Source organism: Nocardia sp. JCM 34519.1, assembly GCF_020361265.1.
In the GTDB taxonomy this organism is placed as follows: Bacteria; Actinomycetota; Actinomycetes; order Mycobacteriales; family Mycobacteriaceae; genus Nocardia; species Nocardia arthritidis_A.
Genome location: NZ_JAIRBR010000003.1, coordinates 1 through 26059, shown reverse-complemented (window position 1 = coordinate 26059; position 26059 = coordinate 1). Strand labels below are relative to the sequence as shown.

Annotated in this window: 33 protein-coding genes; 18 read left to right on the top strand and 15 right to left on the bottom strand. The window is 68.1% G+C overall.

What is annotated here, in order from left to right:
• Position 1 precedes the first annotated feature (1 nt).
• The 4 genes from LGY53_RS09655 to LGY53_RS09640 form a co-directional block, all read right to left on the bottom strand.
• Positions 2 to 2140: a catalase gene (locus LGY53_RS09655; protein ID WP_225726318.1), complete on the bottom strand. Its 2139-nt coding sequence runs from the start codon at positions 2138 to 2140 to the stop codon at positions 2 to 4.
• Between the two features lie 5 nt (positions 2141 to 2145).
• Entirely contained in the window at positions 2146 to 2712 is a 567-nt protein-coding gene (locus LGY53_RS09650; RefSeq protein ID WP_225726317.1) for a hemerythrin domain-containing protein, read from the bottom strand.
• 94 nt (positions 2713 to 2806) lie between these two features.
• On the bottom strand, positions 2807 to 3274 hold the full coding sequence (locus tag LGY53_RS09645; protein ID WP_225726316.1) for a DUF6328 family protein: 468 nt from the start codon (positions 3272 to 3274) through the stop codon (positions 2807 to 2809).
• A complete protein-coding gene (locus LGY53_RS09640) occupies positions 3271 to 3702 on the bottom strand; it encodes a ChaB family protein (protein WP_225726315.1) in 432 nt (143 codons plus the stop codon). Before LGY53_RS09640 ends, LGY53_RS09645 begins: the two co-directional genes overlap by 4 nt.
• 96 nt (positions 3703 to 3798) lie before the next feature.
• On the opposite strand from LGY53_RS09640, the gene LGY53_RS09635 reads away from it, so the two are divergent.
• Genes LGY53_RS09635 through LGY53_RS09625 form a run of 3 tightly spaced genes read left to right on the top strand, consistent with a single transcriptional unit; the run spans position 3799 to position 5329 of the window.
• Positions 3799 to 4356 carry a nucleotidyltransferase family protein gene (locus LGY53_RS09635; protein WP_225726314.1) on the top strand — a complete coding sequence of 186 codons (558 nt, stop codon included), beginning with the start codon at positions 3799 to 3801 and terminating at the stop codon, positions 4354 to 4356.
• Positions 4356 to 4610, top strand: a complete 255-nt coding sequence (locus tag LGY53_RS09630; RefSeq protein WP_225726313.1) for a BON domain-containing protein — start codon at positions 4356 to 4358, stop codon at positions 4608 to 4610. Before LGY53_RS09635 ends, LGY53_RS09630 begins: the two co-directional genes overlap by 1 nt.
• Positions 4601 to 5329, top strand: coding sequence for a metallophosphoesterase (locus LGY53_RS09625; protein WP_225726312.1), 729 nt, complete (start codon positions 4601 to 4603; stop codon positions 5327 to 5329). The genes LGY53_RS09630 and LGY53_RS09625 overlap by 10 nt, the downstream gene beginning before the upstream one ends.
• Here LGY53_RS09625 and LGY53_RS09620 read toward each other — a convergent pair.
• Positions 5326 to 5745: a CBS domain-containing protein gene (locus LGY53_RS09620; protein WP_225726311.1), complete on the bottom strand. Its 420-nt coding sequence runs from the start codon at positions 5743 to 5745 to the stop codon at positions 5326 to 5328. The genes LGY53_RS09625 and LGY53_RS09620 overlap by 4 nt on opposite strands.
• A gap of 151 nt (positions 5746 to 5896) precedes the next feature.
• Here LGY53_RS09620 and LGY53_RS44380 point away from each other — a divergent pair, with 151 nt between their 5' ends.
• Genes LGY53_RS44380 through LGY53_RS09605 form a run of 3 tightly spaced genes read left to right on the top strand, consistent with a single transcriptional unit; the run spans position 5897 to position 7057 of the window.
• Positions 5897 to 6277, top strand: a complete 381-nt coding sequence (locus LGY53_RS44380) for a hypothetical protein (RefSeq protein WP_374111159.1) — start codon at positions 5897 to 5899, stop codon at positions 6275 to 6277.
• Positions 6277 to 6726, top strand: a complete 450-nt coding sequence (locus LGY53_RS09610) for a hypothetical protein (protein WP_225726310.1) — start codon at positions 6277 to 6279, stop codon at positions 6724 to 6726. The genes LGY53_RS44380 and LGY53_RS09610 overlap by 1 nt, the downstream gene beginning before the upstream one ends.
• Before the next feature lie 13 nt (positions 6727 to 6739).
• Complete coding sequence (locus tag LGY53_RS09605; protein ID WP_225726309.1) at positions 6740 to 7057, top strand: hypothetical protein; 318 nt, start codon at positions 6740 to 6742, stop codon at positions 7055 to 7057.
• Between the two features lie 72 nt (positions 7058 to 7129).
• On the opposite strand, the gene LGY53_RS09600 is transcribed toward LGY53_RS09605, so the two are convergent.
• From LGY53_RS09600 to LGY53_RS09580, 5 genes are all read right to left on the bottom strand, one after another.
• Entirely contained in the window at positions 7130 to 7378 is a 249-nt protein-coding gene (locus LGY53_RS09600; RefSeq protein WP_225726308.1) for a CsbD family protein, read from the bottom strand.
• Positions 7379 to 7449: 71 nt separating this feature from the next.
• On the bottom strand, positions 7450 to 8259 hold the full coding sequence (locus LGY53_RS09595; RefSeq protein WP_225726307.1) for an RNA polymerase sigma factor SigF: 810 nt from the start codon (positions 8257 to 8259) through the stop codon (positions 7450 to 7452).
• Positions 8249 to 8680 (bottom strand): ATP-binding protein, encoded by a 432-nt coding sequence (locus LGY53_RS09590; protein WP_225726306.1) that lies wholly within the window; start codon positions 8678 to 8680, stop codon positions 8249 to 8251. The genes LGY53_RS09595 and LGY53_RS09590 overlap by 11 nt, the downstream gene beginning before the upstream one ends.
• A 298-nt stretch (positions 8681 to 8978) precedes the next feature.
• Positions 8979 to 9383: an STAS domain-containing protein gene (locus LGY53_RS09585; protein WP_225726305.1), complete on the bottom strand. Its 405-nt coding sequence runs from the start codon at positions 9381 to 9383 to the stop codon at positions 8979 to 8981.
• 250 nt (positions 9384 to 9633) lie between these two features.
• Complete coding sequence (locus tag LGY53_RS09580; RefSeq protein ID WP_225726304.1) at positions 9634 to 9831, bottom strand: KGG domain-containing protein; 198 nt, start codon at positions 9829 to 9831, stop codon at positions 9634 to 9636.
• A gap of 167 nt (positions 9832 to 9998) precedes the next feature.
• On the opposite strand from LGY53_RS09580, the gene LGY53_RS09575 reads away from it, so the two are divergent.
• The 4 genes from LGY53_RS09575 (at position 9999) to LGY53_RS09560 (ending at position 16090) form a co-directional block, all read left to right on the top strand.
• Positions 9999 to 14504, top strand: a complete 4506-nt coding sequence (locus LGY53_RS09575) for a cation-translocating P-type ATPase (RefSeq protein WP_225726303.1) — start codon at positions 9999 to 10001, stop codon at positions 14502 to 14504.
• Positions 14505 to 14605: 101 nt separating this feature from the next.
• On the top strand, positions 14606 to 14917 hold the full coding sequence (locus LGY53_RS09570; protein WP_225726302.1) for a hypothetical protein: 312 nt from the start codon (positions 14606 to 14608) through the stop codon (positions 14915 to 14917).
• Positions 14918 to 14942: 25 nt separating this feature from the next.
• Positions 14943 to 15098 carry a DUF6131 family protein gene (locus LGY53_RS09565; protein WP_167476851.1) on the top strand — a complete coding sequence of 52 codons (156 nt, stop codon included), beginning with the start codon at positions 14943 to 14945 and terminating at the stop codon, positions 15096 to 15098.
• Positions 15099 to 15133: 35 nt separating this feature from the next.
• On the top strand, positions 15134 to 16090 hold the full coding sequence (locus LGY53_RS09560) for a DoxX family protein (protein WP_225726301.1): 957 nt from the start codon (positions 15134 to 15136) through the stop codon (positions 16088 to 16090).
• Positions 16091 to 16150: 60 nt separating this feature from the next.
• Here LGY53_RS09560 and LGY53_RS09555 read toward each other — a convergent pair whose 3' ends face one another.
• Positions 16151 to 16387, bottom strand: coding sequence for a hypothetical protein (locus LGY53_RS09555; RefSeq protein WP_225726300.1), 237 nt, complete (start codon positions 16385 to 16387; stop codon positions 16151 to 16153).
• Positions 16388 to 16542: 155 nt separating this feature from the next.
• Here LGY53_RS09555 and LGY53_RS09550 point away from each other — a divergent pair, with 155 nt between their 5' ends.
• The 5 genes from LGY53_RS09550 (at position 16543) to LGY53_RS09530 (ending at position 20218) form a co-directional block, all read left to right on the top strand.
• Entirely contained in the window at positions 16543 to 16971 is a 429-nt protein-coding gene (locus LGY53_RS09550; RefSeq protein ID WP_225726299.1) for a pyridoxamine 5'-phosphate oxidase family protein, read from the top strand.
• Between the two features lie 166 nt (positions 16972 to 17137).
• Positions 17138 to 17917 (top strand): HPF/RaiA family ribosome-associated protein, encoded by a 780-nt coding sequence (locus LGY53_RS44105; RefSeq protein ID WP_225726298.1) that lies wholly within the window; start codon positions 17138 to 17140, stop codon positions 17915 to 17917.
• An 80-nt stretch (positions 17918 to 17997) separates the two neighbouring features.
• Positions 17998 to 18927 carry a ribose-phosphate pyrophosphokinase gene (locus LGY53_RS09540; protein ID WP_225726297.1) on the top strand — a complete coding sequence of 310 codons (930 nt, stop codon included), beginning with the start codon at positions 17998 to 18000 and terminating at the stop codon, positions 18925 to 18927.
• A 94-nt stretch (positions 18928 to 19021) separates the two neighbouring features.
• Positions 19022 to 19882, top strand: a complete 861-nt coding sequence (locus tag LGY53_RS09535; protein WP_225726296.1) for a 1-acyl-sn-glycerol-3-phosphate acyltransferase — start codon at positions 19022 to 19024, stop codon at positions 19880 to 19882.
• 69 nt (positions 19883 to 19951) lie between these two features.
• Positions 19952 to 20218, top strand: a complete 267-nt coding sequence (locus LGY53_RS09530; RefSeq protein WP_225726295.1) for a hypothetical protein — start codon at positions 19952 to 19954, stop codon at positions 20216 to 20218.
• On the opposite strand, the gene LGY53_RS09525 is transcribed toward LGY53_RS09530, so the two are convergent.
• Genes LGY53_RS09525 through LGY53_RS09515 form a run of 3 tightly spaced genes read right to left on the bottom strand, consistent with a single transcriptional unit; the run spans position 20167 to position 22088 of the window.
• Positions 20167 to 20682 (bottom strand): flavodoxin domain-containing protein, encoded by a 516-nt coding sequence (locus tag LGY53_RS09525; RefSeq protein ID WP_225726294.1) that lies wholly within the window; start codon positions 20680 to 20682, stop codon positions 20167 to 20169. The two genes, LGY53_RS09530 and LGY53_RS09525, sit on opposite strands and share 52 nt — an antisense overlap.
• 39 nt (positions 20683 to 20721) lie before the next feature.
• A complete protein-coding gene (locus LGY53_RS09520; protein ID WP_225726293.1) occupies positions 20722 to 21171 on the bottom strand; it encodes a DUF2267 domain-containing protein in 450 nt (149 codons plus the stop codon).
• An 11-nt stretch (positions 21172 to 21182) separates the two neighbouring features.
• Positions 21183 to 22088, bottom strand: a complete 906-nt coding sequence (locus LGY53_RS09515) for a universal stress protein (RefSeq protein WP_225726292.1) — start codon at positions 22086 to 22088, stop codon at positions 21183 to 21185.
• A 168-nt stretch (positions 22089 to 22256) separates the two neighbouring features.
• Here LGY53_RS09515 and LGY53_RS09510 point away from each other — a divergent pair, with 168 nt between their 5' ends.
• Positions 22257 to 23501, top strand: a complete 1245-nt coding sequence (locus tag LGY53_RS09510; RefSeq protein WP_225726291.1) for an amidohydrolase — start codon at positions 22257 to 22259, stop codon at positions 23499 to 23501.
• On the opposite strand, the gene LGY53_RS09505 is transcribed toward LGY53_RS09510, so the two are convergent.
• Positions 23498 to 24475, bottom strand: coding sequence for a zinc-binding dehydrogenase (locus tag LGY53_RS09505; protein WP_225726290.1), 978 nt, complete (start codon positions 24473 to 24475; stop codon positions 23498 to 23500). The two genes, LGY53_RS09510 and LGY53_RS09505, sit on opposite strands and share 4 nt — an antisense overlap.
• Before the next feature lie 150 nt (positions 24476 to 24625).
• Here LGY53_RS09505 and LGY53_RS09500 point away from each other — a divergent pair, with 150 nt between their 5' ends.
• The gene (locus LGY53_RS09500) at positions 24626 to 25411 is read left to right on the top strand and encodes a helix-turn-helix domain-containing protein (protein WP_225726289.1); all 786 of its coding nucleotides are present in this window, start codon (positions 24626 to 24628) and stop codon (positions 25409 to 25411) included.
• A gap of 17 nt (positions 25412 to 25428) precedes the next feature.
• Complete coding sequence (locus LGY53_RS09495; RefSeq protein ID WP_225726288.1) at positions 25429 to 25782, top strand: hypothetical protein; 354 nt, start codon at positions 25429 to 25431, stop codon at positions 25780 to 25782.
• Positions 25783 to 26059: the final 277 nt, after the last annotated feature.

Below are 26059 nucleotides of genomic sequence, written 5' to 3'. Positions count from 1 at the left end.
TTCACGCGGGCACCGCCGAGGTCGCGCGCTGCCAAACCCGGTGCTGGGCAAGCACAGCCGCGAACTCACGGATGAAGTCCTCCGGAATCCCGCTGCCCGCGACCGGCGTGGTGATCACCCCGTTGGCGACACCGACGTCGCCATCGGTAGATCCGTCCGGCACGATGCCCGCGAGCCGCAGCACCGTGACCCCGCCGCCGAAACCGCCGACCGGCTTACCGTGTTTGAACGCGCCGAGTACGAAATGCACCGCGGTACCGGCACTCGCGAGAATGTCGGCGGCCTGCGGCCCGCCCGCGACGATCACCCCGTCGTACAGCACCGACGCCATGGTCGGCAAAGCCCGGTCCACCTTCAGGGTTTCGCCGTTTTCCCCGTCGCCGCGCAGCGTACCACCGTGTGGCGCAAGGATTTCGGTGACCGCGCCGTGCTCGGTGAGCCAGGACCGCACCCGGCGCACACCGGCGGCGTCCACCCCGTCGGCGGCCAGAATGGCCACCTTCCTGGTGGCGATCGTATCGGCCACCTTGTTCATGGCCAGTTGGGACAGCGCGGGCGACACCACGGCGTCCTCGGTGCCCGCCACCGGCGGCGGCGCGGGTAAACCGAGCTCACCGGCGACGCGCACCGCCAGATCCGCATCGATGAACGCCAGATGTTCGACGACGCGCAGCCTGATCGTCTCCCGCTCCACCTTCCCGAGTTCGAAGGCGAAGGCCGCGACGATATGGTCGGCCTCCGGCGCCGACATACTGCGCCAGAACATCCGCGGCTGCCGGTAGTACTCGCGAAAGCTGCTGGCGCGCTGACGGATAGCGGCCCCGGTCAACGGTTCGGCGTAGTGACTGAACATACCGGCGTCGGCGAGCGCCGGGCACCCGCCGCCGATGGTGTTCTTCGTGTACGCGGCCTGCCCGCGCGGAATGGCGTGCTGGCCGTAGCCGTCCTGCTGGTGGTTGCGCACGTCGGCGACCGGCCGGTTGATCGGCAGCTGCGCGAAATTCGGCCCGCCCAAACGGATCAGCTGAGTATCCAGGTAGGAGAAGTTACGCAGCTGGAGCAGCGGATCATCGGTGAAGTCGATGCCCGGCACCAGATTCGCCGTGTGGAAGGCCACCTGCTCGGTTTCGGCGAAGAAATTGTCCGGGTTGCGGTCGAGCACCATCGAGCCCACCGGTTGTACCGGAACTTGTTCCTCCGGAATGATTTTCGTCGGATCGAGCAGGTCGAAGTCGAAGGCGTACTCGCGTTCGTCGGAGACCAGCTGCACGCCGAGCTCCCACTCCGGATACTGTCCGGCCTCGATGCAGTCCCACAGGTCACGCCGGTTGAAATCCGGGTCGTAGCCCGCGATCTGCTGACATTCGTCCCACAGCAGCGAGTGCACACCGAGCTTCGGCTTCCAGTGGAATTTCACGAAAGTCCCTCGGCCCTCACCGTTCACCAGCCGGAAGGTGTGCACGCCGAAGCCCTGCATCATCCGGTAGCTGCGCGGCAGCGCCCGGTCCGACATCAGCCACATGATGGCGTGCAGCGTCTCCGGCTGCTGCGCGACGAAATCCCACAACGTGTCGTGCGCGGACTGGGCCTGCGGAATCTCGTTGTGCGGCTCGGGTTTCACCGCGTGCACGAAATCGGGGAATTTGATGCCGTCCTGGATGAAGAACACCGGGAAGTTGTTGCCGACCAGATCGTAATTGCCTTGTGCGGTATAGAACTTCGTGGCGAACCCGCGCACGTCGCGCACCGTGTCGGCCGAGCCGCGGGATCCGGCGACGGTCGAAAAACGCACGAACACCGGCGTTTCCACGCTCGGATCGATAAGGAAGGGTGCCGAGGTGAATTCGGCGAGCCAGCCGTTGTACGGCCGGAAGTGCCCGTAGGCGCCGGCCCCTCTGGCGTGCACCACCCGCTCCGGAATGCGCTCGTGGTCGAAGTGGGTGATCTTCTCCCTGGCGTGGAAATCCGCGAGCAGGGTCGGCCCACGCTCGCCGACCTTCACCGCGTCGTCGGTGCTGTCCACCCGGACGCCCTGCTGGGTGGTCAGGTATCCGGTCTCCCGGTCGACGCGGTAGTTGTCGAGCTGTCGCTGTTTCTCGTTCTGCGCGCCATCGCGCCGATCCTTCGCGGCTCCATCCATACCGTTCACTCCTCGGTCTTCCTGCGCCAATCGCGCACCGCGTCGCGCACCCGGTCGAACAGCGCCAGCGGCGGGCCCGCGATGATATTGGCGACGGCGGATTCGCCCGCGTGCGGATGCGGCCTGGTCGGTGCGACGGCCTCGGCCACCCGCACCGCATCGCTCAGCTTCTTTCGTTCCTCGGCGGATGTCTGCTGGGCCAGCGGACCGAACTCCTCCTTCTCCTCCATTTCGGCGTGCTCGACAACCGAATTCGCGAATGTCCGGAACTTGGTGTCGAATTCCTCGTGCAGCACACCCATGTCGTACAGCTCGGACAGCACGTGCTTGGCCTCGTTCTCCTCGTGCAGCCTGCTGTCGACGACGCTGTCGCTGACCGACGCGCGCCGCGACGCCGGATGCACGACCTCCTCCTCGGCGGTCTCGTGGATGGCGAGCATTCGGACCAGATCCTCGAACGCCTCACGCTTGGCTTCACCCTGCGTGGTCTCCACCCGCTCGATGAGCCCCTTGATCTGTTCATGCTGCGCGAGCAATAGCGTGACAACGTCTTCTCGCTGCTCTGTGGTCATGTCGGAACTCCTCCCTCGGTGACCGGAACCCCTGCGGTTCCACAGGTCGCGCGTACCCGTGCGCCGGTGCCTCACACCTGACCCGGTCAGGTGTTCAATGCGGTGTCCGGCGCCAGCGCCACGGCATGATCACCCAGACGGCCGCGAACAGCACGGCCGCCACCGCACCGGCGATCACCGCGGCCACCGTCCCGAGCACGGTGTGGAAAACGAGCAGGATCACCCCCGTCATCGCGACGCCGAGCAGGGCGAGCCCGGTCATCGCACAGCGGTGCGCGGTACTCACCACATGACCTAATCGATGGCGGCGGAACAGAATTCGATGCCAGGACACCGGCGCGACGATGAACACCGTCGCCCCGATCGATGCGCCGACGGTCACCAGATACACCGGGCGCAGCGGATGCGACAGCACCGCGAATCCGGTCTGGAACGGCAGCACCAGCAGAAAGCCGGTCAGGAACTGCACCCCGGTCTCCACCACGCGCAGCTCCTGAATGAGGCTGCCCCAATTGCGGTCCAGCCGTTCGGTATCCGTCTCGTGACGTTCGTCGACCGTCACCGCTTGCCCGGCCTGCTGTGTGCCGTCTCCTGTCGGTTGCGCCGCTCGATCGCCGAAATCAGTTCGTCCTTGGTCATTTTCGAGCGGCCGGTGATGTCGAGCCGCTTCGCCACGTCCAGCAGATGTCGCTTGGACGCGTTGGCGTCGACGCCCTCGGCGCTCTCCCCCTTGGGATTCGGGCCACCGCTTTCCGCGCGCTCGTCCGACGGTCCGCGCTTCTCCTTGGGTTCCCAGTGATCGCCGACCTTCTCGTAACTGTGCTTCAGCGCGTTGAAGGCGACCCGGTGCGCCCGCTCCTCGCTGCCGTACTGATCCAGTGCGGAATCGTGTACCTCGGCGAATGTGCGCTGCGCCTTCTCGTCCGAGCGCTGGATGGTGCTCGGCAACTCCGACTTCTTCGGTTCTCCGGTCCTGGTAGTTTTCGGCATTCGCACCACCTCCTTTCGGCACCGGATGCTCCGGTACTGCCGCGCGTACCCGCTGCACCGCCGATTAATCGGGATCGATCCGGGTATCACGCGCACATGATCCCGTCCATCGATCGACTACTGCACGCGCTCACCCGCGCGGCAAATGCGCTGACGGACGCGCAGATCCGCTTCGCGGTGGCCGGCGGCTGCGCGGCGTACGCGCGCGGCGGCCCCGCCTCCGAACACGATGTCGATTTGTTCATAAAACCCGACGACGTCGGGCGGGCCCGCAGCGCGCTGGCCCGCTCCGGCCTGCGGGTCGCCGACGCCGCCGAGGATTGGCTGACCAAGGCATACGACGGCGAGACGCTGATCGATGTGATCTACCGACCCAACCAGCGCGAGGTGACCGACGAAATGCTCGACCGCGCCGAGGTGATGCGGGTCGGCGCCACGGTGGCGCCGGTCGTCAGCGCCACCGATCTGATGATCGATAAACTGCTCGTCTTCGACGCGCACCGGCTGGATCTGAGCCCGCTGCTGCGCATCGCCCGTGATGTGCGCGAACAGGTCGACTGGGCCGAGGTGCGCCGCCAGACCGGCGAATCACCTTATGCCAGAGCCTTTCTCGGCCTACTCGAAGATCTCGACGTGATCGCGCGGGTGTCGTGATGGACCGCCCGCAGTATCTGGTCGCGCATCTGCGCCGCGCACTCGCCGAGGATCCGCGCACCGCCGAACTCGGTGTGCAGGTGACCATTCGCGGCGATGTCGTGGTGCTCGGCGGCGACGTCACCAGCGACGACCGCAGAGAACAAATGGAAACCGTTGTGCGCGAGCTGCTTCCGCAGGCACGCATTCACAACGACGTGCATGTCACGCCGCCGGTGCCGCCCGGCGGCGTCGAGGAGTTGCCATGCGAATAGCCGCCGTCGGCGATGTGCACCTGGGTGCGCAATCACACGGACAATTCCGTCCCGCCCTGCGCGATCTGCGCGAGCGAGCCGACGCGCTGCTGCTGGCCGGTGATCTCACCCGCTGCGGCACCGTCGACGAGGCACGGGTGGTGGCAACGGAATTCGCCGATCTCGGGGTGCCGGTGGTAGCCGTGCTCGGCAACCACGACCACCACGGCGACGTGCCGGACGAGATCGCCGCACTGCTCACCGACCACGGCATCACGGTGCTGGAGGGTACGGCCGTCACCATTCCGGTGAACGGCCGCACCTTGGGCATCGCGGGCACCAAGGGATTCGGCGGCGGTTTCGCCGGTAAGTGCGCGAGCGTCTTCGGCGAACGGGTGATGCGCGAATTCGCCTCGCACACCGTCGATCTGGCCGATTCCCTACGTACCGCGCTGGCGACGCTGGACACCGACGTCAAGGTGGTGCTCACCCACTACTCCCCCATCAGCGATACGTTGCACGGCGAACCGCGGGAAATCTACCCGTTCCTCGGCTCCTATCTGCTCGGCGAGGTGGTCGACGAGGGCGGCGCGGATCTGGCGGTGCACGGGCACGCGCACGCGGGCGCCGAACGCGGGACGACGCCGGGCGGCATTCGCGTTCGCAATGTCGCCCAGCCCGTCATTCGCGCGGCATACGCCGTATACGACCTGAATCCCGCGCTGGCCCAAGTCGATTAGCCCTTCTTGGAGATGTCCTCGACCAGGCCGCCGGTATCGGTGTTGCCCAGCGCGTTGGCCACATCGGCCTGCGCCACGATGCCGACCAGCTCGTTACCGTCCAGCACCGGCACCCGGCGCACCTGATGCTGTTTCATGGTGGACAGCACCTGGCCGGCGTCATCGTCCACCTGCACGGTGACCGGTGTGCCCTCGGCCAGTTCGCTGGCGTGCACACCGGTCGGATCTTTGCGCTCCGCAATGACTTTCACGACGATGTCGCGATCGGTGAGCATGCCCTTGAGCCGGTTGTCCTCACCGCAGATCGGCAGCGCACCCACATTCAGGTCACGCATCAGCCGGGCCGCGTCCACCACGGAATCGCTGGACCGAACGCACTTCACGCCCTCGGTCATCAGGTCGCGTGCGGTTGTCATCGGATACCTCCTCGCCATTTTCGTCCGACAGCTTCCGGCATCGCGTTACCCGCAGCGACCTGGGCTACACCCGGACGCGCCGCTGATTGGATCGGCCCGCACCGGGTATCCGCTGTCACGGCAGATCCGCTCGACCCGAGAGGACGCAACCATGTTTCCCGGACCTGTTCAGCCAACCGACCCGCTCGGCCATCACACCGACCCGCTGGCCTCCTCGGAACCCGTCTCATCGGATCCGGCCGCCAGGAGGCGGCCGCGCGCCGAATTTCCGGATCGTTTCAGGACGAACCGCAGTCACGCGGGCGAACTGATCGAGGATGGCCGGAATTGGCCGGGCATCATCCTGATCTTCGTCGGCGTCGTGGCCGCCGCGCTCACCCTCACCGCGGCCGGCTACGGATTCGCGGGCTGGGCCGTGATCGCGGCCATCGTCACCGTGGTGTGCCTGATCGGCGGCACCGCGATCGTGCTCGCCGAACACCGAAGGGTCAAGGCGAAGTCGGGCGACCTGCCCGACCCCGGCGGGCACTGATGTCCCCCGTTCGCGGCGCCGCCGCGGTCGGCGGGCTGGCCCTGCTCGCCGTGCTCACCGGCTGCGGCAGCGGCGACAATTCGAATCCGCTGCCCGCAACACCGACGACGCATCCGGATTTCAGCATCACCTTCAGCTCGCCGTCGGCCACCAAGGACCGGATCAACCTGGATCAGGTGACGCCGGAAGCCGAGAAGCAGCTCTGCGACATGATCGGCCCGGAGACGGGTAACTGGCGCAACCAGGGACCCGGCCTGGGCAAGGTGAGTTTCAATGTCACCGTGCACGATTGGGCGGCACGCAACGGCGGCCTGAACGATTTGGTGATCAAGGACAGCACCGTCGTCGACCGCATCACCGACCAGATGTGTCCGGATATCCGGCGGCAGGCGCTGAGCGCACTACAGGTCGGCGAACTCGCCGACGCCCTGGCCGGATTCGGCCGCTGACAGGAGTATTCCCATGCGCGACAATGCCTTTCGCATGACAACGGCGGCACTGGGACTGACCGCCGCACTGTTGCTCGGCGCCTGCGGCACGGCCGAGAAGGCCATCAATCCGGGCGGCGACACCAAATGCAGCGATTACGTGAACCAGGACACCGGCAAGAAGCGGGTGACCGTGACGAAATTCCTGGAACAGCAGCGAAACGGCCGCGCGCCGACCGATCAGGAAATAGATACCGCGACCACCACCGTGGATCTCATGTGCCAGGCGCAGCGCAATCCCGATACGCCGATAAAGAACGCCGACCTCACCGGGGTGTTCGTGCCGAAATAACATACCGAAATGGGGCGCCCGACATCGATGTCGGGCGCCCCATTCTGCTATCTATCGGGTGCTACCGCCGGATTACTGCCGGCGGTCCTGGTAGCCGCGCTGCTTGGCCTCGTCGAAGCCGGCCTCGGCGCGCTCACGCTCCGCCTCGGCCTCCTTCTTCGCCGCCTCGCGCTGGCTGGAAGCCTTGTCCTGCTGCGTTTTTCCCTCTTGGCGCAGCTGGTCGTTGCCGAAGACGGTCCCGGCGGCCTCCTTGGCCTTGCCCTTCACGTCCTCGACGACACCCTCGACGCCTTCGCGGGGGCCACTCTTGTGTTCGGACACGATATTTACCTCCGAAATATCGGCGCTTGTGTTTCGGACATACTCGACGTACCCGGGAAACGGCCGTCGAATCAGTCGCGCAACGCCTCTTCACGCAACCAGGTGAGCGTGCGCGACAGAATCCGCGAAACATGCATCTGCGAAATACCCAATTCCTCGGCGATCTGGGATTGGGTGCGCGATTCGAAGAATCGCATGACGAGTACCCGCCGTTCCCGGTCGGGCAGTTCGGCCAGCAGCGGGCGCACCGCGTCGAACTGGTCCACCAGCTCGTAGCCGTGTTCGGGGCTGCCGAGCACCTCCAGCACCGGCAGCGGCGCGTTGTCGATATCGCCGCCCGCCACCGAATCGATCGAATCCAGCTGGTAGGCGTTGCCGGCGATGAGCGCCTGGGTCACCTCTTCGATTTCCACATCCAGTTCGGCCGCGATCTCGCGCGCCTTGGGCAATCGGCCGATCCGCTGGGCCAGCGCCTCCACCGTCGGACCGATCCTGAGTTGAATTTCCTTGGTGCGCCGGGGAACCCGCACGCCCCAGGTGCTGTCGCGGAAATGCCTGCGCACCTCGCCCATGATGGTCGGCACCGCATACGACAGGAACGACGAGCCGCGCTCGACATCGAAGCGGTCCACCGCGTGCACCAGCCCAAGCCGGGCCACCTGCAGTAGATCGTCGAAAAGCTCACCGCGCCCGGCGAATCGGCGCGCGATATGTTCGGCCAGCGGCAGACATCGCCCGATCAGTTGCGCGCGCACCGCCGCTCGCTGTGGATCGGCGCTGTCGAAGCCGGCCAGCTTCTCGAACATCGGCTCGATGTTGTCGTAGCTGTCGGTGCCGCGGGCCGCACGCGAGGCGACCGACGCGGTCGGTTCATCCGTCATCGGCGTCACTCCGTATCCGGCTGAAGATCACGGTGGTCGGATATCCGGAGACCGCCTTGTCGAACGGATCTCGCTCTACCGCAAGTGTTTCGGTGATGGTCCTGAGGACATGCCAGCCGAAGCCGCCCTCGTCGATGACATCGTGCGCACCGGCCGTGGCGCGCATGCGCACGGTCATCCGGCGCGCGTTGAAGCCGAATTCGCATTCGAGATCCGAATCGGGCGTCGCGCCGCGCACCAGCGCCGTCGCGATCTCGTCCACCGCGACCCGGATATCGGTGACCTCATCGAGTGCGAAATCGCCGATGAGCGCGATGGTTTCGGCGATGGCCCGCAACATGACCAATTGGTCCAACTCGGCGGGCACGCGGATGCCGATGGTCGAGGTGGTCGCCGGTGACTTCGAGATGCGTTCGCCCATGATCACTTCCGCCTGTTCTGACCCGGACGACCACGCGGCCGGGATCCGCCGGTCGGTCGAGCCGTTCACTGGATGTCTCGTCATCATCGACCACACACCTGTGTCGGCGATACCCGGGCGTAGGTATCGCCGGAAGCGGTATCGGCGGTAACAGCACGGGAAGTTTCCACCAATCAACCTCCTTCGGTAACGTCCGTCAGCCGCATACCCGCCCGTCGCACCCCGAAACACCATTCGGGCGCTGGACGACGGGATGGGAAGGCCGGTGTGAAACCCGCCTTCCCATCCCGTCTCCCGATCAACTCTCGGCGGCCACCTGCAAGGTCGGGTAGTACTCGAACTGCCGACGCAGACCGGTCACCGCGAGCACCCGTTCGATTTCCGAGCGCCCGGCCACGACCCGCAGGTCGACACCGGCCCGAAGTGCGGGTTCCCGAGCGGCGGCGAGTTCGGCGGCGCAACCGATGCTCAGGAATCGAGCCCGACGTAGGTCGACCACGACGACGTGTGCGCTCGCCAGCACCGCTTCGTGCAGCGCGTCACGGAACTCCGCGACCGCGGTGGCGTCGAGTTCACCCTCGATCTGCACGATCGCACAGTGCCTGCGCCGATCTTCGCGTTGCGCGCGCGGCCTGTCGTCGGGCGGGTGCGCGTTCTCCCGCCACTCTTCGACGCGGCGCTGCAGAACGGCGATTGCTGACATGACAAACCTCCCAAAACGGGGGGGTTACCAGCTACGGAGCCGGGTGATGGACCACGACGGGAATCGGTTGCGCTTTCCAACCCGATCGGCCCGTCCGTCCGGATCACTGCGGTCTCGAACTGGGGTCGGCTGTCGTCTCAACCTCGCTCTAGTGTGTCACGGTTCGTTACCCGTGTCACGGCTCCCCGGCAAAGAGAGCGGACGCGGGGGCGGGCCACCGCGGCCGTTCCCCGTCAATCCGATTGCACCGCTAACGGTTCCGGTGGCTGTGCTCGCCACCGCGCCGCTTCGCCTCGGTCGGCTGGGCGGCAGCCCCCTTACGGCCCGCCGCGCGGGCGCGCTCCGGATCGTTGTCGAAACTGCCACTGCTCGCCTTGCCGCCCTGGCTGGCGATCCTGCGCTGCTTCTCGGGATCCATCGCTGCGAATCCCCTACGACTGCCGGTCATTTCGTCCTCCTTGCATGGTGCGGCCGGGTAGCGGCGCCTTTCTCGACCACTACCGCCGACCTACCCGGGCCGACCGGGCAGAAACATCGGCAACCACCGATTACCCACGCCAACGCCGGGTAGTTCCACTCCGCAACAAGCCGTCGAACCGAAATCAGGGAGCGTACGTGATCGGCAGTATTACCGGGCTCGCCGCCAGAGCGGTCCGGACCGGAACAGATCTGACCCGCACCGCGGCGGCTTTGACGGCCGCGGCCGTCACCCTGCCGGTGCGGCTGGCCGAATCCGGAATACATTCGGCCACAGAGCATTTGGAAACGGCGACGGATATCGGCAGTCAGCTCCGGCACGATCTCGGCTCGCTGCTGGACCCGACCTTGCACCGCGACCGCCGCATCGCGTCGATGGGCGAGCGCGTCCTCGTCGAGGTGCGCGGGCTGACCTCCGACCGCGGCGCCGAGGTGGCCACCGCCGTGGAACGGCGCCTGCGCGCGGTATCCGGGGTGCGCTGGTCGCGGGTGAACGCGATCACCGGCCACGTGATCGCCGCGACCGAGGGCGATATCGAACCGGAGGAGCTGGTGGCCGCGGTCGAGGAGGTCGAGCAGCAGCTCGGCGTCACCGATCTCGAATGGGATCCGACCGCGAGCCATCCCGCCGACCTGGAGCCGGTGCTCTCGGCCGGGATCTCGCTGATCGGGGATCTGGCGGCGATGGGTCTGGCGGCGGCGGGCGCGATGGTGCCCGGCCGTGCGCCGGTGCAGCTGTTCCAAGCGGCCGCCGCACTGGTCGACACGCAGCCGCGGCTGCGCACCATGCTGGAGGAACAGGTCGGCCGCGCCCGGGCCGACCTGCTGGTCACCACCGCGAACGCGATCGGTCAGGCGGCGGGCGAGAGTGTGGCGAACCTGGCGGTGGACGCCGGGCTGCGCGCACTGGTGCTGGCCGAAGCCGGTGCCCGGCACGTCCGATGGCGGCAGTGGGAGGCCGAACTCGCCAGGGCGCGCAACCCGCGCGTCGCCGAACCGCTGACCGCCGAACCGCGCCCGGTCGAACTGCCGCCCGGCCCGGTGGAGCGCAGCGCGGACGAGGCCGGGCTCGGCTCACTGCTGGGCACCGTCGCCACGCTCACCGGTCGCGGACCCGGCGACGCCGCATCCGCGCTCGGTCTCGGCGCGCCGAAGGCGGCGCGCACCAGCCGGGAGGGCTTCGCCGCCATGGCCGGGACGCTGCTGTCGATCGCGGGCGTCGTCACCATCGATCCGGAGCTGTGGCGCCGCCTCGACCGGCTGGACACCCTGGTGCTCGACGGGGAGGTGCTGCTCGGCCGACGCAGGCTGGTGCTGGATGCCGAAGCGGTGCACCACGATTGGCGCACCGGTCAGGTGTGGAGCACGGCACAGCGCCTGCTCTGGTCCACCGGAGCACCGGAATCCGATGCGGGACAGTCGGATTCGCTCGAGCTGGTACCGGAAGAAGCCGGGCGGGGCACCGAGCCGCGCTGGCACCGGTTATCCGCCGAATCGCAGGTGGTGGGTCGGGTGCTGGTCGGCCGCGAATTGGACCGGCGGGCGCAGGCGGTACTGGTCGCGGCCCGGCGGGCCGGATTGCGCATCGTGCTCGCCGGCGACTCCTCAACCGACGAATTGCGTTCGCTCGTGGACGAATTCGTGCCCGCCGCGCGTTCGCGCCGCAAACTCGTGCGCGAACTGCAGCGCGACGGCAAGGTGGTCGCGCTGCTGTCGACGCACGCACACCGGGCACTGGCCGCCGCCGACGCCGGAATCGGCGTGGTCACCACCGATGAGGACGGCGCGGTACAGGTGCCGTGGACCGCCGACGCGGTCTGCGCCGACCTCGACCAGGTGCAGCGGGTGCTCGCCGCCGTCGCACCGGCCAGGCACGCCAGCGAGCGCGGGCGGGTGCTCGCGCTGTCCGCGTGCGCGCTGGGCGGGCTGCTCCTGGCCGCCACCCCGAAGCGCCACCGCGAACAGCTGCCGATCACCGCCGCACAGACCGCGGGTCTGCTCACCGGGGTGATCACCGGCTGGCAAGCGGCGCATGCCGAGCCGGAGAGCCCGCTGTCCCCGCTATTGCCTTGGCACAGTTTGGCTCCCGACGAGGTACTGGTGCGGCTGCCGGAGCCGGAACCGGTCACCGAACCCGAAGCGGGCCCGCTCGACCGGCTCCGCGCCGGCGCCGGACGCACGCTGACCCCCTTGGCGCACTTCGCATCCCACGTCCGTCAGGAGCTGGCCGATCCACTGACGCCGGTGCTCGGCGTCGGCGCCGTCGCCTCCGCGATACTCGGCGCGCCGAGCGACGCCATACTGGTGGGCTCGGTGATCTCGGTCAACGCGGTGGTCTCCGCACTGCAACGGCAGCGCGCGGAAAACGCGCTGCGCCAACTCATCCGGGGCGAGGCCGTCACCGGCCGGCGAGTGCCGCGCCGGACCGAGACCGTCGACCCGGACGCCGTCGAGGAACAGCGGATGCCCGCGGATCGGCTGCAGGTCGGCGATTTGATCGCGCTGCGCGCGGGTGACGTGGTGCCCGCCGATGCCAGGCTCATCGCCGTCGAGGATCTGGAACTGGACGAATCCGCACTCACCGGAGAATCGGTCACCGTCGAAAAGCGAACGGCCGCAACGCCGGGCGCACCACTCGGCGAGCGGGCCTGCATGGTGTTCGAGGGCAGCACCGTCGTCAACGGTGACGCGCTCGCCGTCGTCGTCGCGGTCGGCCGCGATACCGAGGCGCAGCGGGCCGCGGCCAGCGCCGTCCCGCCGCCGCCCGGCGGGGTACAGGCGCAGTTGCACCGGCTCACCGGCCAGGCATTGCCGCTGACGCTGGCGGGCGGTGGCGCCGTCACCGCGCTCGGCTGGCTGCGCGGCCAACGGCTGCGTGCCGCGCTGGCAGACGGTGTCGCGGTAGCGACCGCCGCTGTGCCGGAAGGACTTCCGCTGGTCGCCACCATCGCGCAGCTGGCCGCCGCGCGCAGGCTGTCCCGGCACGGCGTGCTGGTGCGGGCCAGCCGGACCGTCGAGGCGCTGGGCCGGGTGGACACCATCTGTTTCGACAAGACCGGCACCCTCACCCACGGCAGGCTGCGGCTGGCCGCGCTCGCCGATCTCGACGAGCGATTCTCCGCCGACGCCGATTCCGAACGCGCCCAAGACCTTTTGCGCGCCGCCGCCCGCGCCTACCCGGATCCGGACGGCCCGGTCGTGCACGCGACCGATCGCGCGGTGCTCGACGCGGCCCGCGACCACCTGCCGCCGGACGAACGCTGGGATCCGTTGGAGGAGTTGCCGTTCGAATCCAACCGCGGCTACGCCGCGACGCTCGGCCGGGCCGCGCGCAGGCTGCGGCTGGCCGTCAAGGGCGCGCCCGAGGTCATCCTCGATCGCTGCGTCCGGCTGCGGCGCAATACCGGTGAGCCCGAGGACATTCCGTTCACCGCCGCGGAACGCGAACGCGCAGACCAACTCGTCTACGACCTCGCCGCGGCGGGCCTGCGGGTGCTCGTCGTGGCCCGGCGCGACCTGAAATCCGCACCCGCCGATGTCGAGGACGCGGTGGAGGAACTCACCCTGCTCGGCTTCATCGGCCTGGCCGACACCCCGCGCCCGCAGGCCGAGCCGCTGATCACCGCGTTGCGGCACAACAATATCGAGGCCAGGATCATCACCGGGGACCATCCGGTCACCGCGGCGGCCGTCGCCAGGCAGCTCGGCATCGATACCGCGACCGTCACCACCGGCCAGGACCTGGACCGGCTCGACGAATCGGCGCAGGCCGAACTCATCGAGCGCAGCGCGGTTTTCGCGCGGGTGAGCCCGCGGCACAAGGTCCGCATCGTCGCCACCCTGCAGCGGGCCGGACATGTGGTGGCGATGGCGGGCGACGGCGGCAACGACGCCGCGGCCATTCGCACCGCCGATATCGGAATCGGGCTCGCCGCAAGGGGTTCCGCGGCCGCACGCAATGCGGCGGACCTGGTGCTCACCGATCCGGATCCGCTGGTGCTGCTGTCCGCGTTGGCCGAGGGCCGCGGGATGTGGCAGCGGGTGAGCGACGCGGTCGGCGTGCTCGTCGGCGGCAATGCGGGCGAGGTGGCCTTCACCGCGCTCGGCACCGCGCTGTCCGGCCAGGCGCCGCTGGGTACCCGGCAGTTCCTGCTGGTCAACATGCTCACCGATATGTTCCCGGCGATGGCGGTCGCGCTCTCGTCCGAGCAGCAGCCCGACGACGGCGGCCCCGATGAGGATCAGCATGTGCGCGCCGAACGACTGGCCGCCGAACTCGCCGCCCGCCCACCTGCCGACCTCGGCGCCGACCTGCTGCGCACCATCGCGCTGCGCGGCGCGACCACCGCGGCGGGCGCGACCGCCGCGTGGACCGTCGGCCGCTACACCGGAACGCGGCGGCGCGCCGAAACCATCGGGCTTGTCGCGCTGATCGGCACCCAGCTCGGTCAGACGCTCGTCGCCGCGCGGCACAGTCCGCTGGTCTGGGCCACGACGGCGGCCAGCGGCGCGGTACTCGTCACCGTCGTGATGACGCCGGGCCTGTGCACCTACTTCGGCTGCCGCCCGCTCGGCCCGGTGGGTTGGCTCATCGCAAGCGGTTCGGCCGTCGCGGCCACCGGCCTCGGCGCGTTGCGCGGATAATTTTCGCTTTTCGAATCCGGATAAATCGGCCGGGTTTGACCGCCGACGAACCGGGCATTGCCGTCCCATAGGTTCCACCGACCGGAAGGATGAGGATTGCCATGATCGTCATCGGATTGCTTCTACTCATAGCCGCGGTGGTCGTCGGAGTTGCCGCGGTGAGCGCGAATATCGGTGCGGCACATGCGCTACCGAATGATTTCACGGTGTTCCAGCACCATTTCAGCGGCTCCACCGGCATGCTGTTCCTCAGCGGTGTCGTGGTCGGCGCGATCGGGATGTTCGGGCTGAGTCTCATGCTCGGCGGATCCTGGCGGTCGGCCCGGGGGCACGCTGCCACCAGGCGCGAACTCCGCGAAACCCGGCGCAGGATGACACCGGCCCGGCCGGCGAACGCCGCACCGTCGAAATAACTACGAAGACACTTGGAAAAGCACAATGATCATTCTCGGACTCGTCTTGCTGATCGTCGGATATCTGATCGGCATTCCGCTGCTGACCACCGTCGGAATAATTCTGCTCGTCATCGGCGCCGCGCTGGCGCTGATCGGCACACTGGGCAGCCCGATCGCCGGTCGCCGTCACTATTACTGACCGTTACGGAGTTCAACCCCACCATGGAGTAGAAAATGCTGCTGCGCAGAATTGCCCGTCCACTGCTGGCGACCAATTTCATCGTCGACGGGTTGGATACGCTGATCCATCCGGAACCGCGCGCCAAGAGTACGGCCGCCCTGGTACAGCAGGGCCAGCGCAGATTGCCGGATTCGGTCGCGACCAAAATGCCCGCGGACCCGACCCAACTGGTGCGGATCACCGCGGCGGGCCAGGTCGCGGGCGGGGTGCTCCTCGCGCTCGGGAAGGCGCCCCGATTCGGCGCGCTGATCCTGGCCGCGGCCGTGGTGCCGGTGCTGGTCAGCGAACAGGATTTCTGGGCCGAGGACGATCCGGAGCGCCGGACCGCCAAACGCTCGGCATTCCTGAAGGACGCCGGGCTGCTCGGCGGACTGATGATCGCCGCGGCCGACACCGAGGGCAAGCCGTCGCTCGGCTGGCGTGGTAAGCGCGCGGCTCGCAATGCGGCACAGACGATTTCGTCCACGCTGCCGATCGGCGCACTGTCCCCCGACGAGGGCGCTGTCCGCCGCAGGGCGCACGACGCCGCCGAACTCGGCCGCACCCTGGCCGAGCGGGCGCGCGACGAGGCCGCCGAAATCGCCGACACCGTGCGCGAGCACGGCCCGGAACTCGCCGAGGCGGCCAAGGAGCGCGGCGCCGAAATCGCCGACACCGCAAAGGAATACGGTGCCCACTGGGCCGAGGTCGCCGCCCACCTCGCCGAGCTCGCGCGAGAACGCGGCCCGGTCGTCGCGGACACCATCAAGGACCGCGGCGCCGAGATCGCCGATACCGCGCGACGCCGCGGCGCCCGGATCTCCCGAACCGCCAAGAACCGCGCCGACACCGCACGCGAGCGCAGTGCCGAATTGGCCGACACCGCAAAGGAATACGGTTACCGCTGGGCCGATATCGCGGACCGTCGCGGTACCGAACTCGCCGACACCGCACGTCACCGCTTCGGTTAGCAGTCCGCGGAATCCACTGCCGCACAGTTCGACGCGGCAGTGGATTTCGGCGTGCGCCGGTCAGCCCGGGTGGTCCGGCCTTTCGGCATCACACGGTTCGACGCCGTCGGCGGTGAAAACCAACTCGCGCACCTCGTGCGCCCGCAACCCCGATTCGAGCAGATCACGCGTCAATTCGGGACCCAGGACGTCGGCGGCATCCGCGTGCTCGACGAAAAACACACGCGTCACCCGCTTCTCGCCGTTCGAAGGGGAGCTGTCCGCGGCGGCGCGCCTACCACCGGCAGAATTGCTCATCGAAGCCTCCAACATCTGGCATCCAGATCCGGAGCCGCGCTTTTGGACTCGGAAAACAATAGCAACGGTACCGGCGTCAGCGCGAGGGCTTTGGTCACCGCTGTCGTGGACTTAGGTCGATGTTTACCCGGCAGATCTTCGGCAACCCTCGGTAGGTGATAGAGAATGGGCTGCGCCGTGTGCACGAGCTCAGCATGCCCGAGTCGCTACGCCGGCTCGCGGGCGCCCCGTTCGGCCGGGTGGTGTTCACGGAGAACGCGTTACCCGCCGTGCGCCCGATGTATCACCTCGTCGACGACGACAGGGTGGTCATCCACGGTCAGCTCGGCGGCGTCCTGCCGCGCGGCCACGAACAGGTGGTCACCTACGCGGCCGACGAGATCGATCCCACCACCCGGCTCGGCTGGCTGGTGACGGTGACCGGTCTGGCGGGCCCCGTCACCGATCCCGCCGAAATCGAGCACTACCAGGCCCTCCTGAGCCGCCTGATCCCACTGCCGCACGATCAGGTGATCCGGATATCGTGCGAGTTCGTCGCGGGCATCGAACTGGTATCGAGCACCGTGCCGCGCGCAGTCGACTGAGCTCGACGCAGCTGGCAGATTATCTCGCTCGAACCGCCAATGATCATCAATTATTCGCGGCCCCAAGATCTTTCACATTTTCATACCGCAGGCAGGGTCGAACGGCGGCCACGAATCGACCTTCGACCCTCCATCGAGACCGGAACCCGCTGAGACAGTGGACGACGTGGGTAAGGATGGCACGACGAAGTGGATCCCGCAGGTCTCGGTAGGCCGACATGTCTCGGCGGCGGGCGCGGACTATGCGCGCGAAAAGGTCTCCGCCGCATTGGTGCACGCGCCGGAAGCGGTGACGTCGGCCCGCGTCCGGCTGACCGGTCATGCCGACCCCGCGGTCCGGCGACCCGTTGTGGCGCAGGCCAACGTGCATCTCGACGGCCGCCACGTCAGAGTCCAGGTCGCGGCCGAAACCACAAGGGAGGCAGTGGATCTGCTGGCGGATCGACTGAAGGGCCGGATGGCCCGGGCCGTGCGCGGAGCCAGACACAACGGCAACGAGTGGCCGCATGGCGATATTTCGCGCCGCTGGCTGCCGTATTTCCCGCGCTCGGCCGACCGGCAACAAGTGGTGCGGCACAAGTCCTACGCGCCCGCCGTGCAGACCTGCGACGAGGCCGCGTTCGAAATGTCGATGCTGGACTACGACTTCCACCTGTTCACCGAATCCGGCAGCGGTTCCGACAGCGTGCTCTACCGCGGTGATGACGGCCGATACCGTTTGGCGCAGGTCGATCCCGCGCCCGATCGCGTCACCCGCGGCGCCGTGCCGTTCACAGTCAGCCTCGTTCACGCACCGGTACTCGATCTGGAGGGCGCGATCGTCCGGCTGGAGCTCACCGGGCTGCCGTTCGCCTTCTTCCGCGACCGCGACTCGAACCGCGGCCGCGTGCTCTATCACCGTTACGACGGGAACTACGGCCTGATCACCCCGCCGTCGACGCGATGAACACCTCACGGGACCAAGGGCTCCGGAACCGACGACAACCGGACCTGCCGCCCGTCCCGGCAGCGGCGCAGGCTTGATCCATGAACTCGCTGCATATCGTTTCCGGAAGCGCCAACCCGCAGCTGGCCGCCGCCATCGCCGACCGGCTCGAGGCCGGTCCGGTCGCCGGTGCGCTGGAACGATTTCCGGATGGCGAGCTGTGCCCGGTGGTCGAACACGTCGGCGGCGGCGACATATTCGTGATCCAGCCGACCTCGCCGCCGGTCAACGACCATCTCGTCGAGCTGTTGCTACTACTCGACGCCTGCCGCAGCGCCCGCGCCGCCCGGATCACCGCGGTGGTCCCGTATTTCAGTTACGCGCGCCAGGACCGGCGCACCGGCGCCGGCCGAGCGCTCGGCGCCAGGGTGGTCGCCGAGGCGATCGCGGGTGCGGGTGCGGACCGGCTCGTGGTCGTCGATCCGCACACTCCGGCGCTCGAGGCGATCTGTCCCTGTCCGGTGGACGTATTGACCGCGGCGCCAATACTTTCCGCGGCCGCTGGCATTCCGCGATCCGAGCGCGCCGTGATCGTCGCGCCGGATCTGGGCGCGGCCGAACTGGCCGAGCGCTACGCGTCCCGGCGGCCGGGCGCGGTCGCGCTGGTTCGCAAGTTCCGCGAAAGCGGTTCCACGGTAAAAGCTTTGGAGATGATCGGCCAGGTGGAGCACCGGCCCGTCGTCATCGTCGACGATATGATCGCCACCGGCGCGACGATCGAGGCGGCCGTGCACACCCTGCACTACCACGCGACCGATATCGTCGTCGCCGCCACCCACGGCCCGCTGCTGCCTGCGGCGACCGCACGGTTGCGGCACTTGCCGGTGCGCCGGGTTCTGGTCACCGATACTGTCGCCCAACAGGATTCGGCGGCACCGATGGAGGTGTATTCGGTCGCGCCGCTGCTGGCGGACGCCATCGCCCGGCTGCACAACGATCAGCCGGTCGGCCTGCCGCTCACCACCGCGTGAGCCGCCCATATCGAATATGCCGGGCGCACGGGTGAAATCGATGGATACGGGTACGCGGAAAACCATGGCGTGCGGAATGGATCGACTCGGACGGATGGCATCGCGTTCGGTCGACGGCATCATCGACTGGGTGGCCGGGGAGGTGCGGTCGCTGGTGCCCGCGGCCGATCTCGGTGACCGCGATCCCGAATTCATCTCCGGCACAGCGGGTCCGGCCTGGCTGCTGGTCCGGACCTACTTTCGCGCCGAAGTGCGCGGTATCGACAACATTCCGAGCGACGGGCCGGTCCTGTTGGTGGGCAACCACTCCGGCGGCAATGTCTCGCCGGAGGTGCTGATCAGCAGCCTCGCCTTCGTCCGCCGCTTCGGCCCGCACCGGCCGTTCTACCAGCTCGCGCACAATCTGGTGATGGCCTATCCGTTCGTCGGCACGTTCCTGCGCCGCTTCGGCACGGTGGCGGCCGAGCCGGCGATCGCCGCCGACGCGCTGCGCGCGGGCGCGGTCGTGCTGGTGTATCCGGGCGGCGATTGGGAGGTGCACCGGCCGACCTGGGAGGAGGATCGGGTCGAATTCAACGGACGCACCGGATTTCTCCGGCTCGCGTGGGCCGAGCGGGTGCCGATCGTGCCGATGGTCAATATCGGTGCGCAGGAGAGCGAACTGATCCTGGCCCGCGGCGACCGCTTGGCGCGGGCGCTGCGCCTGGACAAGATGTTGCGGCTGAAGGTTTTCCCGATTTCGCTGGCGCTGCCGTGGGGTATTGACATCGGTGATCTCGCGGGACACATTCCGTTGCCGACCAAGGTCGTCGTCGAATTCCTACCGCCGATCGACCTGCACGCCCTCCTCGGCCCCGAACTCGACATCGACCGCGGTTACCGGCACATCACCGGCGTCATGCAAGAGGCGTTGAACCGATTGGCGGCCGAACGCCGATTCCCCATCCTGGGCTGAACGCACTCGGAACCAAAGAGTGTCTTCGCGATCCGTTTCCTTCGCATCGCATCGGGCAACGTCGCATGTATGAACAGCAAGAGGCATTCCCGAGCTCTACTCGACGAGATCGAACGCCAACTGCTCGGCGTCTGGTTCGACGTATGCTGGTCGCCGCACGACTCGGCCTATCTCGCGTTCAGTGTCGAATTCCCGGCACTGACCGTCACCAACGCCTTGTCTCCGCGCGCGGCGATAGACACCCTGGACGATAAAATCCGTAAGGTGCTACTGGCCGAGGCGAATCACCGCGCCCGGCGATCCACCTCGACCGCTATCTCCTTCGCCCAGGCCTGAATTCGATCCCGATCGCGGTAATCGCCCGCGCGCTTCTTCGCCATCGCGGCGGCGGGAAAACCGCGGGCGTCGCTTTCGAGCCGTCCGCCGAAAATGGTGTAGCCGCGCGCATTCAGGCGATCGGCGTTCTTGCGGACGGCGGCCGCGCCCGGAATTCGGCCGGGATTCGGCTGGTCAGCCGATTTGTCCAGCGGGCCACTGCCGAACAACCAGACCGGCCGCTCCCGCAGCTGTCGGGCAAAGCGCCTGGCGAAGCCGCGACTGTGCCGATGCCAGCGCCCGGCGTACAGCGCGCCGCCGAGAATCACCGCACCGTATCCGTTGAGCGAGTGCACATCCCGAGCGGATTTCACCTGTGCCGCGATATGCGCGGCGCGCAACGCGTCGCCGATCCACTGCGCGATCTCCGCCGTTCCACCGCGTTTCGAGCCGTAGGCCACCAAAATCGTTTCCTGATAAGACATGACACATCTCCCTTTGCCGCACGGCCGCCGGGGCCCCTGTCAGCTCGGGTCGTCGAACGGGCCGACGTTGACGCCGAAGAGGATGTCGCGGAGTTCGGCCGGAAGCACCGCGGCGACATGGTCGAGTTGACCGGGCGAGAACAGCTCGCGCAGCGCGTCGGTGATCAGCCAGGCCAGGCCCTGCGCCTCGTCCTCGGTGACGCCGGCGGCCGCGGCGAAGTCGGCGAGGAACAGCGAAGCATGGTGCGAGACAGGTACTTTGGCAGGCGTCCAACCCTCGAAATAGACGCCGCGCAGCAGTTCGGGCAGCTGTGCGCTCAGGTGTGCGGCCGGGATCACCTCCAGGCGGTCGCGCACGGTGTGCAACCAGGCGCGCAGTACGCGGTAGGCGAATGCGCGGTCCTCGGTGGCCAGATCGTCGGTGATCCGGCGCAGCCACACCTCCGCGGTGTGTACGGCATGGGCGAACGGGTCCGTTGGATACGACATCTTCCTGACTCCTAATCCGGGTGCACCACCATGACGGGGCAGAATGCTTGCTGTACAAGGGAATTGCTGGTCGAGCCGAGCAGCATGCCGCGGAATCCGCCGCGCCCTCTGCTGCCGACGACGAGCAGTCCCGCCGACTCGGACCACTCCGTCAGCCGGCGCGCGGCGTCGAACGGATACACCTCGCACGTCACCCGCACCTCCGGATACTTCGCGCACCAATCGGTGAGTCGCGTTGTCAGCAGGGACTTTTCGGCGTCCGCCATGGCCTCGGGCGGCACGTCGAGGAAGGAGTAGCCGGAGAATTCGGCCAGGTCGACATCGCTCCAGATGTGCACGGCCACCAGTTCGGCCCGCCGCTCGGACGCCTCGCGGAAGGCCGCCGCGAGGGCGACCTCGCCGACCGCGCTGCCGTCGACCCCGACCACGACGGGTCCGTCGCGTTCGATCGCGCCGCGCACCACCACGATGTCGCCATGGCCGTGCGAAACCACGGCGAGCAGCGTGGAGCCCAGATGCAGCAACGTTCCGATCCCGGGTGTCACGCCGAGAACTATCGGATGCGCGCCCGCGGAATACCTGATCAGCAATTCGGCCGGTTTCGCGTCCGAAACCTCGGTGCGCACCACGATCGACGGCGCCGCCGCCAACGCGATTCGGCGCGCGTCGGCAACGAATTCGGCGCCACGCGAACGTAATTCAGCGATGAGCGCGGGCGCTGTCGTGGCGTAGTTGCCGAGCGCGGCATGGACCGCGCTCAGGTCGAGACCGTGCGTGATCAGCAACTCCCGGCCGCCGCGCGCCGCCGTGGCGGCCGCCCAGCGCACGGCGGGCAGCGCACCCTCGGTGCCGTCCACCCCGACCACCACAGGCGACAAGGCAGATCCGGACCGGTCGTCTGTGGTCCGGACGGACATGGCGGCATCCCTTCGATTCGATTACCAGCAGATTAGAAATGCGCGGCGGTCCGGCGCTCCGGTCATTGGTCCCGAACGCACGGGCCGAAAGCACACTGTCGATGCCGGGCTCGCGCGCTGCTAGCGTTGGCCGGGAAAGGGATGAATCCGGCGACGAAGGGGATGCACATGGGCTCGACCGCGGAACTCGACCCGCAGGCACGCGAGGCGCTGGAACACCTGTACAAGGATCTGCACACCCATCCCGAGCTGTCCTTCGCCGAAACGCGCACGGCGGGCAAGATCGCCGAACAGCTGACGGCGCTGGGGCTGCGGGTGATCGGCGGCGTCGGCCGCACCGGCGTCGTCGGCGTGCTGGAGAACGGGGCGGGCCCGGTGGTGCTGCTGCGCGCCGATATCGACGCGCTGCCGGTCCGGGAACAAACCGGGCTGCCATACGCCAGCACCGCGACCGGAACCGATCCGGACGGCAACGAGGTTCCGGTCATGCACGCCTGCGGCCACGATATGCACATCGTGTGCCTGCTCGGCGCGCTCGGCATACTCGACCGAAACAAGGACACCTGGTCCGGCACGGTCGTCGCGGTGTTCCAGCCCGCCGAGGAGGTCGGCAGCGGCGCGCAGGCAATGGTCGACGACGGCCTCTACGAACGCGTCCCGAAGCCGGATATCGTGCTGGCACAACATGTCGGGCCGTTTCCCGCGGGTACGGTCGCCTATCGCGCGGGCGACACCTACTCGGCGGCCGATGCGTGGAAGGTGCGGCTGTTCGGCCGGGGCGGGCACGGCTCGCGGCCGGAGACCACGATCGATCCGGTGGTCATGGCCGCCGCCACCGTCATGCGGCTGCAGACCGTGCGTTCCAGGGAGGTCGCCGGAAACGAGCCCGCCGTGGTCACCGTCGGCTCGATCCGGGCGGGTACGAAGGCCAACATCATTCCCGACGAAGCCGAGCTACTGCTCAACGTCCGCTCCTACGACGCGAATACCCGCACCCATATGCTCGACGCGATCCGCAGGATCATCGAGGCCGAGGCCGCCGCCTCCGGCGCGCCGAAGGATCCGGAGATCATCGTCATCGATTCGTTCCCGGTGCTGCACAACGATCCGGACGCCACCGCCAAAACCGCGGCCGCCCTGCGTGATGCGTTGGGCGACAAGGTGTTCGAGCTGCCGACACCGGTCATGGCCAGCGAGGACGCCGGGACGCTCGCCACCGCGATCGACGTGCCGATCGTCTACTGGTTCTTCGGCGGGGCCGACCCGGCGGCATTCGCCGAAGCGTTCGCGAAAGGTCGTGTGGCGCAGGATATTCCGTCCAACCACAGCCCGAATTTCGCACCGCTCATCCAGCCGACGCTCGATACCGGCTGCGTCGCGATGGCGACGGCGGCGCTGGCCTGGCTGGGCTAGGGCATCATCACGACTTTCCCGATGGCCGCGTCGTTCTCCATGTATGCGTGCGCCGCGGCGATGTCGTCCAGGCCGAAGACGCGGTCGACGTTGGGGCGATAGACGCCCGCCTCGACCTCGTCGACGATCCGCCGCAATACGGCGGTGCCGCCCGCGAGATCGTTGCTGTGGAAGGTGGTGAGCCTGGTTCCGGACGGGATCATCGCGATCGGTTCGAAGTCCGAGATCAGCCAACCGCTCAATGAACCCGATACGCACACCGTTCCGCCCCGGCGGACCAGGTGCAGCGAATCCACCGCCGTGCGCGCCCCGACCAGATCCAGCACCTGGTCCGGGCCATCGGGCCATACGGCGCGCACGCTCGCGGCCAGCGGCCCGCCGTCATCGATCAGCACGTGATCGACCCCGGCCGCGGTCAGCGCGGCGATCCTGTTGTGCTGCCGGGTCGTAACGGCGACCTCGACGCCGTGGCCGATCGCGATCGATGCGGCGGCCATACCCACCGAGGAGGTCCCGCCGCGGATCAGCAGCCGGTCGCCCGAACCGATTCCCAACGCGTCCAACGAACCTCGCGCGGTCAGGTACGTCTCGGGCAGTGCGGCCAAGACATCCCACGGCAGCGTGGTGGCGACCGGCATCAGCAGCGAATTCGGCAGCAGCGCGTATTCCGCGTAGCCGCCGTCGAACTCGCGGCCCATCTCACCCATCACCGCCGCGACGGCCGTCCCCTCCGGCATGGTGGGATCGGTTGCGGCCGCGACGATTCCGACGCATTCGATCCCGAGCACCCGCGGGAACCGCACATTCGGCGAATGTCCCTGCCGGGTCCGCAGCTCCGACCGGTTCAGGCCTGCGCCCTTCACCTGTACCAGACTCCAGCCTTCCCGCACGGCGGGCACCGGCAGCTCCCGGATCTCCAGCACCTCCGGGCCACCCGCCCGTACACAGACCGCCGCTCGCATCGTTGTGTTCATGCGTCAACTGTCGCCGGAAGCCGGTGCGGCCGACCACCGATAGAATGCCAACTTATGCCTATTGGCCGCCAAACTCCCTCGCCCGGGCCGACGTCGCGGCTGTTGCCGTCCGCTGGCGCGCACCTATGGCCCTCCGGGGGAACGAGTTCGATGCATTCGCATCCGCGCGGGCATCTGGTGTACGCGGCCCGCGGCGTATTGGCGGTCAATACCGAACGCGGCACCTCGATCGTCCCCGCCAATCGAATCGCCTGGACCCCAGCGGGTTTCCTGCACTACCACCGCGCGCACGGCAATACCGATATGCGGATCGTCTTCCTTTCGGCCTCGCTGGCCCGGCTCGTACCGGACCGGCCCGCCGTATTCCTGGCCTCCGGACTCGCCCGCGAAATCCTGTTATCCCTCACGGGTACACGCGATTACGATCGCGCGGCACGCACCCGCATGCATCGAGTCCTCGTCGACGAACTCCACGAAGCCCATGAGCAGCCACTACAACTGCCGCAGCCACGCGACGACCGTTTACAGGCCATCGCGCGGGCGCTGCACGAAAATCCCGGGGACAACACATCATTGGCCGAGCTCGGGCGTAAGACCGGAGCCAGCGCACGCACGCTGAGCCGCCTGTTCCACGACGAACTCGGCATGACCTTCTACGAGTGGCGCACCCAACTGCGCATCCACCACGCACTCGTCCTGCTCACCGACGGCCACGACACCATCCGCGTCGCCAACGCCTGCGGCTGGTCGAATCCGAGCAACTTCATCACCGCCTTCACCAACATCATCGGCACCACCCCCGGCCGCCACCGCGCGGACCACTTGCCGACCGAACCGGCTCGGCGCAATGCGGTGAACCGCTCAGCTGTCGATGGCGATGGGCCGCAATCGTTTCCATTGCACCCGTATCCGGCGGTACGCTCCTCACCTCGCTAGACACCAGGAGTACAACTATGGTCCGCAAGTTTGCCGCCACAGCCGTCATCGCCGCAGCCCTCACCGGGGCGGGCGCGGGGGTCGCCGCAGCCGCCACCCCCAATGCCCCTGAACCACAACCGGTTCAGACCGTCGCGGCCGGTCAGACCCAGGCCCTCGCCGGTGGGCAGGTCGGAGCCGTCGTCGGCACGGTCGTCGGCGTCGGAGTCGGCGCCGTAGCCGGTGGCGCCTTCGCATGCGCGGTCACGGCACCGGTTTGCCCAGTCGGGGCGATCGTCGGTGTCGGAGCCGGCGCGGTGGCCGGCGGCGTCATCGGTGGCGCCATCGGCGCGGGCGTCGGCAGCGCGATCGGCGCACAGATCCCCGGCTGACCAGCACGACACGGATAACGGTGGGCGGTCGACGGGTTCCCGTCGACCGCCCACTGCCGCACCGTAAGCAGTGCACACCCTCGATCAGTAGTCCCTAACGCATCACAACCCGACGGCAGGTGACGTCACCACACAAGGTGACCACCGGGCCGGGGGTCCGGGGGCTCGCCCCCGGCCGGGGGCGTGGGGGCGCGGCCCCCCCAAAAAAAGACCAAGCTAGACCCCCCCCAAAGCGCACCCCCCCAGCACGACCACCCGTCGCTCGAGTGGGGCGCGC

Coding starts and splice junctions, on each gene's coding strand:
- LGY53_RS09540 (WP_225726297.1), top strand. CDS start 17,998: ATGAACTCGCTGCATATCGTTTCCGGAAGCGCCAACCCGCAGCTGGCC.
- LGY53_RS09650 (WP_225726317.1), bottom strand. CDS start 2,712: ATGACCACAGAGCAGCGAGAAGACGTTGTCACGCTATTGCTCGCGCAG.
- LGY53_RS09630 (WP_225726313.1), top strand. CDS start 4,356: ATGGACCGCCCGCAGTATCTGGTCGCGCATCTGCGCCGCGCACTCGCC.
- LGY53_RS09580 (WP_225726304.1), bottom strand. CDS start 9,831: ATGACCGGCAGTCGTAGGGGATTCGCAGCGATGGATCCCGAGAAGCAG.
- LGY53_RS09505 (WP_225726290.1), bottom strand. CDS start 24,475: ATGAACACAACGATGCGAGCGGCGGTCTGTGTACGGGCGGGTGGCCCG.
- LGY53_RS09585 (WP_225726305.1), bottom strand. CDS start 9,383: ATGTCAGCAATCGCCGTTCTGCAGCGCCGCGTCGAAGAGTGGCGGGAG.
- LGY53_RS09590 (WP_225726306.1), bottom strand. CDS start 8,680: ATGGGCGAACGCATCTCGAAGTCACCGGCGACCACCTCGACCATCGGC.
- LGY53_RS09555 (WP_225726300.1), bottom strand. CDS start 16,387: ATGAGCAATTCTGCCGGTGGTAGGCGCGCCGCCGCGGACAGCTCCCCT.
- LGY53_RS09510 (WP_225726291.1), top strand. CDS start 22,257: ATGGGCTCGACCGCGGAACTCGACCCGCAGGCACGCGAGGCGCTGGAA.
- LGY53_RS09610 (WP_225726310.1), top strand. CDS start 6,277: ATGTCCCCCGTTCGCGGCGCCGCCGCGGTCGGCGGGCTGGCCCTGCTC.
- LGY53_RS09530 (WP_225726295.1), top strand. CDS start 19,952: ATGAACAGCAAGAGGCATTCCCGAGCTCTACTCGACGAGATCGAACGC.
- LGY53_RS09595 (WP_225726307.1), bottom strand. CDS start 8,259: ATGACGGATGAACCGACCGCGTCGGTCGCCTCGCGTGCGGCCCGCGGC.
- LGY53_RS44380 (WP_374111159.1), top strand. CDS start 5,897: ATGTTTCCCGGACCTGTTCAGCCAACCGACCCGCTCGGCCATCACACC.
- LGY53_RS09605 (WP_225726309.1), top strand. CDS start 6,740: ATGCGCGACAATGCCTTTCGCATGACAACGGCGGCACTGGGACTGACC.
- LGY53_RS09500 (WP_225726289.1), top strand. CDS start 24,626: ATGCATTCGCATCCGCGCGGGCATCTGGTGTACGCGGCCCGCGGCGTA.
- LGY53_RS09640 (WP_225726315.1), bottom strand. CDS start 3,702: ATGCCGAAAACTACCAGGACCGGAGAACCGAAGAAGTCGGAGTTGCCG.
- LGY53_RS09565 (WP_167476851.1), top strand. CDS start 14,943: ATGATCATTCTCGGACTCGTCTTGCTGATCGTCGGATATCTGATCGGC.
- LGY53_RS09560 (WP_225726301.1), top strand. CDS start 15,134: ATGCTGCTGCGCAGAATTGCCCGTCCACTGCTGGCGACCAATTTCATC.
- LGY53_RS09515 (WP_225726292.1), bottom strand. CDS start 22,088: ATGTCCGTCCGGACCACAGACGACCGGTCCGGATCTGCCTTGTCGCCT.
- LGY53_RS09570 (WP_225726302.1), top strand. CDS start 14,606: ATGATCGTCATCGGATTGCTTCTACTCATAGCCGCGGTGGTCGTCGGA.
- LGY53_RS09625 (WP_225726312.1), top strand. CDS start 4,601: ATGCGAATAGCCGCCGTCGGCGATGTGCACCTGGGTGCGCAATCACAC.
- LGY53_RS09635 (WP_225726314.1), top strand. CDS start 3,799: ATGATCCCGTCCATCGATCGACTACTGCACGCGCTCACCCGCGCGGCA.
- LGY53_RS09620 (WP_225726311.1), bottom strand. CDS start 5,745: ATGACAACCGCACGCGACCTGATGACCGAGGGCGTGAAGTGCGTTCGG.
- LGY53_RS09495 (WP_225726288.1), top strand. CDS start 25,429: ATGGTCCGCAAGTTTGCCGCCACAGCCGTCATCGCCGCAGCCCTCACC.
- LGY53_RS09535 (WP_225726296.1), top strand. CDS start 19,022: ATGGCATCGCGTTCGGTCGACGGCATCATCGACTGGGTGGCCGGGGAG.
- LGY53_RS09525 (WP_225726294.1), bottom strand. CDS start 20,682: ATGTCTTATCAGGAAACGATTTTGGTGGCCTACGGCTCGAAACGCGGT.
- LGY53_RS09520 (WP_225726293.1), bottom strand. CDS start 21,171: ATGTCGTATCCAACGGACCCGTTCGCCCATGCCGTACACACCGCGGAG.
- LGY53_RS09655 (WP_225726318.1), bottom strand. CDS start 2,140: ATGGATGGAGCCGCGAAGGATCGGCGCGATGGCGCGCAGAACGAGAAA.